The organism is Pseudomonas sp. NPDC086251 (genome assembly GCF_044746405.1).
Classification (GTDB): Bacteria; Pseudomonadota; Gammaproteobacteria; order Pseudomonadales; family Pseudomonadaceae; genus Aquipseudomonas.
In genome coordinates this window covers 22,326-32,773 of the sequence record NZ_JBIVBY010000052.1, presented here as the reverse complement: position 1 = coordinate 32,773, position 10,448 = coordinate 22,326, and the positions used below count along the sequence as shown (strand labels likewise).

Annotated in this window: 11 protein-coding genes, 1 tRNA gene and 2 pseudogenes; 5 read left to right on the top strand and 9 right to left on the bottom strand. The window is 55.8% G+C overall.

Going from position 1 to position 10,448, the window contains the following annotated elements; all coding sequences use genetic code 11:
- The 7 genes from ACIPL2_RS33285 to ACIPL2_RS33255 all read right to left on the bottom strand — a co-directional run.
- Positions 1 to 221 (bottom strand): phage holin family protein (locus tag ACIPL2_RS33285; protein ID WP_401364546.1); only part of this gene is annotated, 221 nt, incomplete at its 3' end.
- The gene (locus ACIPL2_RS33280) at positions 214 to 585 is read right to left on the bottom strand and encodes a putative holin (protein ID WP_401364543.1); all 372 of its coding nucleotides are present in this window, start codon (positions 583 to 585) and stop codon (positions 214 to 216) included. The genes ACIPL2_RS33285 and ACIPL2_RS33280, both read right to left, overlap by 8 nt.
- Before the next feature lie 60 nt (positions 586 to 645).
- The gene (locus ACIPL2_RS33275; RefSeq protein WP_401364540.1) at positions 646 to 1,071 is read right to left on the bottom strand and encodes a hypothetical protein; all 426 of its coding nucleotides are present in this window, start codon (positions 1,069 to 1,071) and stop codon (positions 646 to 648) included.
- Complete coding sequence (locus ACIPL2_RS33270) at positions 1,005 to 2,186, bottom strand: hypothetical protein (protein ID WP_401364537.1); 1,182 nt, start codon at positions 2,184 to 2,186, stop codon at positions 1,005 to 1,007. The genes ACIPL2_RS33275 and ACIPL2_RS33270 overlap by 67 nt, the downstream gene beginning before the upstream one ends.
- Positions 2,179 to 2,673: a hypothetical protein gene (locus ACIPL2_RS33265; RefSeq protein WP_401364534.1), complete on the bottom strand. Its 495-nt coding sequence runs from the start codon at positions 2,671 to 2,673 to the stop codon at positions 2,179 to 2,181. Before ACIPL2_RS33265 ends, ACIPL2_RS33270 begins: the two co-directional genes overlap by 8 nt.
- Before the next feature lie 41 nt (positions 2,674 to 2,714).
- Positions 2,715 to 3,743 carry a phage tail protein gene (locus ACIPL2_RS33260; protein ID WP_401364531.1) on the bottom strand — a complete coding sequence of 343 codons (1,029 nt, stop codon included), beginning with the start codon at positions 3,741 to 3,743 and terminating at the stop codon, positions 2,715 to 2,717.
- Between the two features lie 296 nt (positions 3,744 to 4,039).
- Positions 4,040 to 4,125 (bottom strand) — tRNA-Leu (locus ACIPL2_RS33255).
- 695 nt (positions 4,126 to 4,820) lie between these two features.
- Here ACIPL2_RS33255 and csrA point away from each other — a divergent pair.
- The 3 genes and pseudogenes from csrA to ACIPL2_RS33240 all read left to right on the top strand — a co-directional run bounded on the left by csrA (position 4,821) and on the right by ACIPL2_RS33240 (position 7,930).
- On the top strand, positions 4,821 to 5,000 hold the full coding sequence (gene csrA, locus ACIPL2_RS33250; protein WP_401364528.1) for a carbon storage regulator CsrA: 180 nt from the start codon (positions 4,821 to 4,823) through the stop codon (positions 4,998 to 5,000).
- 204 nt (positions 5,001 to 5,204) lie between these two features.
- Positions 5,205 to 6,035, top strand: coding sequence for a hypothetical protein (locus tag ACIPL2_RS33245; RefSeq protein ID WP_401364525.1), 831 nt, complete (start codon positions 5,205 to 5,207; stop codon positions 6,033 to 6,035).
- A gap of 381 nt (positions 6,036 to 6,416) precedes the next feature.
- Positions 6,417 to 7,930: pseudogene (locus ACIPL2_RS33240) on the top strand (aldehyde dehydrogenase).
- A gap of 429 nt (positions 7,931 to 8,359) precedes the next feature.
- On the opposite strand, the gene ACIPL2_RS33235 reads toward ACIPL2_RS33240, so the two are convergent.
- Complete coding sequence (locus ACIPL2_RS33235; RefSeq protein ID WP_401364522.1) at positions 8,360 to 8,731, bottom strand: hypothetical protein; 372 nt, start codon at positions 8,729 to 8,731, stop codon at positions 8,360 to 8,362.
- Positions 8,732 to 9,171: 440 nt separating this feature from the next.
- On the opposite strand from ACIPL2_RS33235, the gene ACIPL2_RS33230 reads away from it, so the two are divergent.
- A complete protein-coding gene (locus ACIPL2_RS33230) occupies positions 9,172 to 9,810 on the top strand; it encodes a DUF1120 domain-containing protein (protein ID WP_401364519.1) in 639 nt (212 codons plus the stop codon).
- An 18-nt stretch (positions 9,811 to 9,828) separates the two neighbouring features.
- Positions 9,829 to 10,067, top strand: a pseudogene (locus ACIPL2_RS33225) (3-deoxy-D-manno-octulosonic acid transferase); the annotation flags it as partial.
- Between the two features lie 37 nt (positions 10,068 to 10,104).
- Here the strand turns inward: ACIPL2_RS33225 and ACIPL2_RS33220 are convergent.
- Positions 10,105 to 10,416, bottom strand: coding sequence for a hypothetical protein (locus tag ACIPL2_RS33220; RefSeq protein ID WP_401364516.1), 312 nt, complete (start codon positions 10,414 to 10,416; stop codon positions 10,105 to 10,107).
- Between the last annotated feature and the right edge of the window lie 32 nt (positions 10,417 to 10,448).

The following is a 10,448-nucleotide window of genomic DNA, read 5'->3' as shown; positions in this document are numbered from 1 at the left end:
CCATAACCCCACTCAGACGCCGGATAGATGAAAGCAAGCCAAACACGCATCAAAAACAGTATTGCAGAAAAGGGGGTAACCATAGATGTAGCAGCGGCGAGCACCCAGGCCATCAGCGAAATGCCCAGTCGGTACCTGGCGTTGGTTCGTCGAAAAGCCATCAGCCTTAAGCACATGGCGGCGCATACAATCGCAGTGACCCATGTCATTGCTTCAATCATCTTTTTTCCCCTTAAACCCTGGAATAAAGCGAAACCAAAACGGCGGCTGCCCGCCCCTCATCCACTCCAGAAAGCCGGTGGCAGCAATGACGAACACCATCGAGCCAGCCAGGGCGCTCAGGCCGGAATTGATCGCCAGACCCCGCGAAGTGATTTCAACGGCAAAGAAGTACCCGGCGATCCAGCTGGACATCAGGTAACCCATACTGGCTTTAAAAGACTTGTCGCCGGCAAACACCACGAAAAACAGGGCGCCAGCAAAACCACCGACCACGGCTCCGACATCAATCCCCGGGAACGCGGCCAGTCCCAGCCCAGTGACGGCGGATGCACCAATGGCGGCGGCACTATTCAATTCAGCCATGAAGCGCCTCATATTCAGCTGTGAGCAAATGGTTAGAACATCGCGGATCAATCAAGCGGCTCATACGCTGATGGTCCTCCAATGGACTTTGACGACCGTTGCGGCGATGCCCGTATTGTTGATGTTGATGGCAATGCGGCTGGGGTCTGGATCGCCGCCGGCACGGTAAACAGAGATCTGGTTGCCCGTGGTCATTTCGATGCTCATCAGCGACTGAAAGCTCTCGTCCGGGTAAGCGATCGGCAACGGTATGGTTATGGAGGCGTTGCTATTGCTGGCCATGTCCCCCACCAGATAAACGCCCCACTGCTCGATCTTGCCGTCCGACCACTGACGACACTGGCCATCCGGATTCGCGCCTGCCGCGACTACATACGCTGCCCCGACCATCGCCTGAACGGCGCCCCGCTCCGCGGCGGTTAAGTGGTAGCGCTCGGTGCCGCCTCCGCCCTGCAGCCCAGCCAAGCTGTTGTGTGCTGCCGCCAATGGCAGCTCCAGGTAGGTTGCCGATCGGCGCCGCCGAAACTGATGGTGACGGTGCGATTGTTGGCCGTGGAAAAGCTGTACAGCGCAAACAACAGCCGTTGACCTGGTGCAATGATCACTGGCGCCGCAACGCTCAGCTCGTAGGTGTCAAACTCATCAATGACATTGTCCAGCGGGTAAATGTGCGTGATGCCCACTTGCGTGCGCGCGAACGTCACCTGGTTGAGGATGAAGATCTTGATGCGCAGTTCATTGCCGGCGTTCGAAGCTCGATCCCACAGCTTGAACGACCACAAGCCAGGATCGACGGTGAAACCGCTCGTTGTCGCGTTGGAGACGAATTCGGCGATCAGGTTTTCGGTGTTGGCCGTATTGACCGTATTGGTTTTCGTTGTGCTCAGACCGACCGGCTCGACGTCGGCGCCCAGGTTGTAAGTGGCCGGGCCTATCACTTCGGTGGCCACCGAGAACCAGCGTTTGGCCACCTGGGTGGGGGTGGCCACGTTACTCGCCGGCACGGCGACGATCTGCTCATTTCCAGGCGTGCCGGTGATCTTGAGCAAGAAGCCGTCCAACCCACCATCCATAACTGCCGCAAGCCCATCGATGCTGACAGCATTGGCACTGCCTTGAGCGGCGGCGGCCGAACCCAGCGCGTCGTAGCGCGCATCGCCTTCCGCCGTTATTAAGTACTGCGGATGAGGGTCCAGCGCGGCAAGGTGTGACTGCATCACCGCCGCAGCGGTACCGACGGCATCCGCGCCGGCTTGCTGCGCCGTCACCTGGTGTGGATTTTGATGGTCAATCTCGTGCAGCTGGAGCGCCTGTTCTGTGGCACTCGCTTGAACCTCCAGATCGTTGATATCCGTTTCCACGGCGTCCATTCGACCGGTCAAGCCAAGGACATCACCCTCAGTTGCGGCAATCGCGGCCCCTTGTGTCGCCAGCTCCTGGGTAAATTGCGCTTGCGATACCTCGAGCAAATTTACGGCCTGGGCCAGCGCATCAGTGACCGTCGTCTCGGTCTTGGTATCGTCCAGCGCGCGGAAGTTCGCGTCGACCTCATTAGGGGTCAGATCACGAGTCAGATTACTGCGATAGGTAATGTCAGACATGGCGCTGTTCCCGTCCTGCCGAAATCGAATCACGTGCATCCTTGCGGCCGCTCAATACCGGCGCCGGGATGACCTCGCCAGTCTCCTGCTGGCGGATGATGTACCAGTCAGTCGATTTCAAAAACGCCTCGGCCTGCGCGATCGCTTTTTCTCGCTCGACACCGGCTAGTGCCACCGCATCCAGCACCCATTCGTTACCATCCCAGCAGTGATGCGGGCTCGGTCGGGACACTGTCGTCAAATCATCCGGCAGAGGGCCGAATTCCAGATGGGTCACGGGGCTGCCGTCTTGGGTTCGATAGGTCATACCCCGACAGTCCTCCAGAAGCTGCCATTGACCGCGGACTTGTGCGATGGCGTAGCCCTTTTTTGCGCGTGGCGGAACGCTCAGGGTCTGGCCCGGGGCAAGGCCACACCCTTCGCTGACATGCACCAGGGACTTGCCGAGCAGCTCGCCGTTGTCCTGGTCGAACAGATACACCAGCACGTCGCCGCTTTGGGTGGCGAACCCCTCAATAAATTCAGTCGTTACACAGCCCTGCAGATAAAGTTAAAGGCAAGATTTCGCGGCCGGGTTTCCGTTCCACCAGTTGGCAAGCTGTTGTAGAAGTACGAGGGCGTATTGGCGCCACCGCTGTTGCCAGGGGATGCCTGATTCCACCCGGTGCCCGTCGAGTCGTTTGACCCGGCCGGCAAGCCATGAAGATGGTTTTCAAGCATTCCCGCTTGCGGGCTCAACAAACCTCGTGAAGGATCTACTCCGCGACCGTTATCCCAGCCACGAACCAACTCGCCTCGCATGTCGGGCAAAACGTTGGCCGGGTAGACCAATGCTAAAAGCGGAAAAAGCGCCGGATTGAACGCCTGCCCGACCATCAGCAAGAAACCACTGGGCGGGACGGACAATGGGTAAGGCAGCGGGATGCCGATTGGCACACTGGTTGCGGCGGTAACAGCTTGTGAGCGAGAGGTTACCCACCACCCCTTCGATGGATCGGCGGAAAGCTCAACGATTTCGTTCGGCGCGAGGCTGAAGTTGATGACCCCGCCGACATTGCCGCCCAGCGAGTTCACGGTGGCGCCCGAGGCCGATGACATATTGCGCAGGACAAAGGTGCTGCCCACGGGAACATCCGCGATGGCTGGCAGCGTGGTCACCACAACGGCCTCGATGCTCACCCAGCTGCCAACCTGAGCAGCGGACAACACCGTATTAACACCCACGACGATTCCGGCACCGGCATATCGCCGAGCCCAGGCGCGATTGAGTTCCGCGGCGTCGGTCGCACGCCACGTCAGGCCAAGTCCCACGTTCGGATTGTCGAGATTGTCATCGATCAACGACTGGACCAGGGTCAAGCCGTCGTCGAGCGCGATGATATTGCCAAGGTTGTAGGTCAACGCCGGGTTGTACAGGTACTGGCCACCCGCCTGCAGGTGCACGGTGTGCTCGGAAAGCAGATTAAACGCACCGTTGAAGTCATCACGCTGCGGGGCCTTGCCGCCCGTTTCCAGTGGTTCCTGAGTGATCGGCGGAAAGCCCTGCTGCTGCGACATGCGGCCGATACCCGTGGCCGTTGCGTGACGCCATCGTCACCCGCCGTCATATTACCTGGTTTAGATTTGATCCGCTCATAGGCCAGAACAGCCATCTGCGGTGAGCACACCAATCTGAAGATGTTGTCGTTAACCCATTTCGGATTGCGGTTCAACTTTCTTAGAGTCGCAAGCCTTTCAATGATCTTCATGAGCCATCCAACTCAACCATTTTTAGACTTGGTGACGCTTGCCTGTAACCCTTCTGAGAAGATCACCCTCACGGGCGATTATCCCCCTCCCGATTAGGGGAGTAATGGTGCCTCGGGCCGGACTCGAACCGGCACACTCGTAGAGCGGGGCATTTTAAGTGCCATGTATCTACCAATTTCACCACCGAGGCTTCACTCTACTACGATTACTCCGTAACCATATCGCTCACGCGACTTAGGTCATCCCTGCGTTAACGACGGAACGTTGCACTGGACTTAGGTATCCCTTTCGCCATTTTCCCCTCGCGGGGGTTGAGCCTTGGTAGAGGAACCATGGGAGGTCTTAAAATCTTACCTTCCATCTCCAAGGGTTGGGGTCTCAGTATCCTTTCCCCACCGACACGAGTAAGTCGCTCTCTGAGGATTCGGGCAGTGTAGCTCTTACCATATCCATTATACCGGCCCCTCCAAGGTAGTGGATACTAACCTTTTTGGGACTTTTCACACCATGCTACAGTCCCTTACGGGGTTTCCCCCTCCGGTAAGGTGTTGGTTTGCTCACGTTGTTCCTAGTGAGGGTGTATGCCTACACCATCGATCCGTCGCCATCTACAGGCGCACTTTTAAGTCCCGTGTGTTTGTCGGGGGGAAGCAGCCTGTCCACGAGTAATGGTCAATCTGCCGCAACTCCCCCGGGCGGCGGTTTTTTGCATTTGACGCTTGCCAGGCGCCAAGGACTGATATCGATGTGTTTAAGGATTTACCTACAGACGTCGTGTTCGAAGGCGTGAATTATGCGCTCTCCCGACTGAACTCAAAGTTTTATGCTTAGCGCTACACGTTTGAGCAAGGTGGAATGGGCAACCAACCCAGAAAGGTAAACCTTATGCTTATTTTGACTCGCAAGATCGGCGAGAGTATTCATATCGGTAATGATATAACCATTACCGTACTTAGTATTGACGGGACGCAAGTGCGGATCGGCACTCAGGCCCCGCGGGAAGTACCGGTGAATCGCCTAGAGATTCTGCGACGCATCAACGCCAACTTATTGAAGCAGTCGTAATCTTGCATTAAGCCATCGTTTCAATTCGATCGTCTGCCGCCTACCCAGTAGAATCGTTGCGGTCAATAACTTTGGGTGCTTTATCGTGCTGTTGCACCACCCAGACAATTACCAACGTAGTTGGAACCCGCTACAGAACCCAAGACTCTGCATGCCTCGAAATGTCCTGCCAGCACGGGCGCATGTGAAATAAAGGATCAGATCGTGAAACTAAAATCTTTAATCGTTACTTTGCTGTGCCTCGCGTTGACGGCTTGCTGCGATCCGGATCAGGATCCGCAGAGTGTTTCCTTGCCCACGCCAAATAGCGTGTTGGATATTGTCGATTCCTACAAGGCGAAAAGAGCCGTTCAAGCCCTCAGCGAAGCGGACCGAAATCTGCTGAAAGGCTATTTGATTCGCACAGCGATGGATCAAGCGCTCGGCAAATACGACGGGAGCGCCATAAATATTGGCCAGGCGATTAAAGCCCAGCAAGAATGGCTTGCGGTACAGGACGCTGAAGCAGCCCAGCAGCAAGCCATTAAGGATGAAGAAGCTGCAAAGCAAAAAGCAATTCACGAGGCTGAGGCGGCCCAGCAGCAAGCCCTAAAGGATAATGAAGCCAAGCAGCAAGCCATTCTGGAGGACATCAGTAAGCAGAAAGCCGAAGCCCTGGATATCATGAACTCCACACTGACGGCGAACCTGGTCTCTTTAAAGTTACAGAAAAAAAATTATAAGAAAAAAATCTATTCCGACTATATTGATATTGAATTGGTTATCAAAAATAACAGCGAAAGTGAACTGTCGGGCTTTAAGGGCTCGCTGGTTATCAAGGATACGACTGGGGCACCGGTAAAGACCTTGGAGATTTCAGCGTCGACTGAAATTGAGGCTGGCCAGGCTGTGTTATATACCACCAAATTCGACCATAATTCGCTCTTGGAGGCGGATAAGTTACTCGCTACGTTAAATCTGGACAAAGTTCACTACGAATGGATTCCCGACGTGTATACGTTCAAAAATGGTGACGCGCTTAAAATGCCTAATTAAACCGCGTGCACTTTCTGGCAGATGCCATGCCGACTACGCTAAGGAGAGGCTGCGCAGTATTGTCAGCCGTTCCGTTAGATCACGCAAAAACAACTCAACCGGTGCTGTACGGGGCCATCACCCCAAAGTAACGTGATAGACGTTTTTTCGTTGATTGAATATTGCAAGCATCGAAGACTGAATTGATCCTCCAATGAAACGATAATCGCCGTGGGTATAGTTGCGCCACCGTTCTAGTGTGCGAGTACTGCTCTCAGGTACCGCAAGTGGACGTCGGTTTACAACGTTAGTATGCATATTGGCGGCGGTTTGATCGGGCAACTTAACGTCGGACCGGTTCGCGATGGCTCGACACAATCTCAGGCATATAGGAGCGGAAACATGACGCTGCAGAAGAGTTTTTCTCAATGGACAACATTGGCGGCGTCGGTGGCGGTCAATGGCCACTGTTTTATCGATGGTCAGTATCGTCAGGCTGTAGAAGAGCAGATCTTTGACAAGATGAGTCCGGTTGACGGTCGGATGATTGCATCGATTGCCCGCTGCACGACACGGATGTGAACATAGCCGTTGCAGCCACGCGCAGAGTGTTCGAGGCCGGCACGTGGTCGTGCATGACGCCGGCCAACGAAAGAGGATTTTGATCGCTTTCGCGGATCTCATCGAGAAGCACGCCGCCGAGCTGGCGCTACTCGAAACCCTGGACATGGGCAAGCCGATTGCCAACGCCATCAATGTAGACATCCCGGTGCCGCTAACGCGATTCGCTGGAGCGCAGAGGCGCTCGACAAGGTGTACGGCAAGATTGCATCGGCTCCGGAAGATCAACCGAGCCTGATCACCCGCGAGGCAGCGGGCGTGGTGGCGGTCGTAGTGCCCTGGAATTTCCCTCTGTTGATGGCGAACTGGAGACTCGGGCCAGCCCTGGCGACCGGTAACTCGGTCATCCTCAAACCCTCGGAACGCTCACCACTCACGGCGATCAGTATCGCGCAAGTGGCATCGGAAGCCGGGATCCCAGTCGGTGTGTTTAACGTCTTAACAGGCTACGGTCATGAAGCTGGCAGCGCGCTGTCACTTCACATGGATGTCGATGCCATCGCCTTCACGGGTTCGACCGCAGTTGCCAACGCGCAGATGGTTGCTTCGGGAGGTTCCAACCTGGAGCGCGTATGGACTGAGCCGGGCGGCAAAAGCCCCAACATCGTGTTCGCCAATGCGCCGAACCTTAAGTCTGCCGCCGTCAGCGCCGCCTCCGAGATTGCTTACAATCAGGGACAGGTGTGCGTCGCCGGCTCCCGTTTGTTGATCGAGCGTGGCGCCAAGGCAGAATTCATGGAGTATTTGCAGGCAGCGCTGGAGCCATGGGCGCCATCTAATCCCCTTGATCCTGCGACACAGCTGGGCGCACTGGTTGATCAATAACACCTGGCAAAGGTCCGAGGGTTTATCGACACGGGCATACGGCAAGGAGCGCGGTTGGTGCAGGGGGGAGAAACCGGTATCGCCAGTGTCCACGGTTGTTACCTGAAACCGGCGTTGTTCGACGGGGTAGACAATGCCATGACCATTGCACAGGCGGAAATATTCGGCACGGTGTTATCGGTCATCGCCTTCGCTACGGCGGAACAAGCCGTTTCCATCGCCAACGATACCCCCTATGGTCTGGCCGCCGCGGTATGGACCCGCGATCTCTCCGGAGCCCACCGCGTCGCCAAATCGATACGCGCAGGTTCGGTGTGGATGAATCAGTATTCCCGTGGGGACATGAAAGCCCCGTTCGGCGGGTTCAAACATTCAGGCAACGGTCGTGATCGGTCCTGCATTCGTTCGATAAATACACCGAGCTCAAATCGACCTGGATCAAGTTGTCCGCCTCGACAGGCGCGCTTTGACGCGTGACAGAGGGCGGTGGACACTGCCGCCCCCTGATTTCAGAGTGTATTCTGACTGAGACGCGGCCAACGTCCAGACCGAGGGATTATCAAATCAATCTTTCTCTGCTTGAGCGAGAGGGTTAACGCGCGATAGTCCCTGGATGGAATCCATCTTTCTGTTCGAATCGATTTTTGGTCGGATTTCCTTGTGATATCGCCGAGTCCGAGCGCAAGCTCTCGGCTGTCTAGCGCGCTTGCTGGACATTCGGAACGAAATCGCGCTGGAGTGTAAATCTGCACCTGATCCGTTAAGCGCCGCATATGGGCTCATCGCGTGCTGGTTGGCTTGTGGCTGGATGGCATTGCCACAAAAACATGAAGTCCATCGGGTACGGCATCTGGATGGGGGCTGAATAATGCTCTCTTTACCAAGCGCTACCTACCCGCTCAGTTGGCTGTGCAGTTGCTGCCACGGTAGGAAGAACCGACGATTTTTCCGTCGGCGATTTCAAAAGTCGTTACGCAAAATAAGGTGACAATTGTCGGCGGATAGCCACCAAAACCGCGCGTGTAGGCCGTATTTCCGGAAAGGGTCGTCTGATATACTGGCTCGGCACCTGGCATTAGTGTCGATTGGTTGTGTCTATAGACCAAAAAACGGTGTCTCTGAGATTCGTAGACCTGATCCGGTGGTCCCCAGCGACGAATCAAGCTCAATTCATCTGCGCCCTGCATGGCATTTAACATATATTGATATTTAGCCTCGGTTGCACACCCTGCCAACACTAGCCCTGCAAGTACGAACGTCAACCGCTTCATTTCACTCTCCCGTTGCGTCGTTCCTAGGCGTTAATCTACACCGTGGCGGGTGCGGCGGAATGCGACCCTGCACCGCTTAGACCTGCACGCCGAGCTGTACACAGCGCCACCCAGATGTGAGACGAAGAAACGGTGCATTTTTAAGTCTAGGCGAATAGACGTCAGCACGGAGTCATCAAGGACTATTTGAAGCCACTGAAGCGAGCGGCGACATTTGAGCGTTTGGCGCTATCGAAGACATGGGGGCGACTGCCGGGGTTGAATGCTTTTTGCGGCCTGTTCTCTCTCGTCGCAAGTGGAGGGTTTTCCTACAGCAATATCCCAATGTCAGGCGTAGTTTTTTGGATGTGGCAAAAATTTCCGCTGGCCAAGTCTTAAACTCGAGACTAACCCATGGCGTTGAAGAGCGGTGTTATTAACTTCGTCCTGAGAGCATCTCCATGAGCAAATTCCTACTCATACCGCTAATGCTTTTGACGCCTTTGGCCTTTGCCGGCACTTCGACAGATATGAGCGTTGCTGGCCAAATCACCCCGCCAGCGTGCGACCTCGCCATCACCGATGGAAATTTTGATTTCGGTTCTACAATCGCCTTGAACCCAACCGGAGACACCATACTCCCCGAGAGTGCTGCGCAGACGATGAGCATTGTCTGCACAGCGCCGGCCTATGTAGGCTATAGGGCACAGGACAACAGAAGCGGAACATCTACCACATCGTCCATTCGGTATGGGCTGGGCACCGATGGTGCAGGCAATAAGATTGGTTGGTACAGAATCAACCAATTAAATCCCAGTGTTAATGGTGCAGCGGGCTACGTCAAATATACGCTGAATGACGGTTCTACCTGGCAGACTATCGCGAGTACCTCAGTGGGGGGGGATTTAAACCCCTATCCCGTACAAAACGCGACCTATGCACTTAATGCCACCAATAATGGAACCAACGCACCCGAGGCGATTACCAGCGCATCCGTCAACTTGACAGTGACGCCAACAATTGCGCCAAGAAACACGCTGGACACCAACACTGCGATTGATTTGGATGGATCGGCCACCGTCGAGTTGATTTACCTGTGATTTACCCGGGGGGGCCCACTGGAACCGGCGGCACTGGCCCAAACCGGTGCTGATCGGCCCACACCTGTTCAACATCCCGCGGCACAATTGCGCAGCGCCGGAGCGCGGCAGGAAGTGGAGGATGCCGAAGAGCTTACACTGGCGGTGCAGCGGCTGTTGCGCGACGCAGCGAATAGCAGATGCGAGCTTGTCGGTGTGCGTAACCATCGGGGCACGACGCATCGTTGCTGGATGGCCTGGGGTGGTTGATCAACCGATACGGGTTGTGTCGGGGTTTCCGGGTTGTAGCCGGCCTCAGTATGCGTCCTGCGCAGCCCCTGGATTTAGCGCATCGGCCTGTTGCTTCAGCAGAGTGTCGAGGATGTAGGCGTCGCGGGTGTTGTTGCAATGACGCACCAAGGTGTCCAACTGACGCTGCGCATCCAACACGTCGACGATGTTTGCGTACCGCGGGATAAGCGATTTCGGTCGCTCCACCTCGCTCTGGGTTGGAGAAGATCGATTGTTTGCGCGCTCGAGGTCGGTATGCAGCGCGCGACGCCGAACGCGGGGTGTTTTCAGCGATCGGCCGACGCAGGGATTCGCGTTGCGGCTCAGTCTGGTCAAGTGGCGAGGACGACTGGCGCACTTGGATTTGA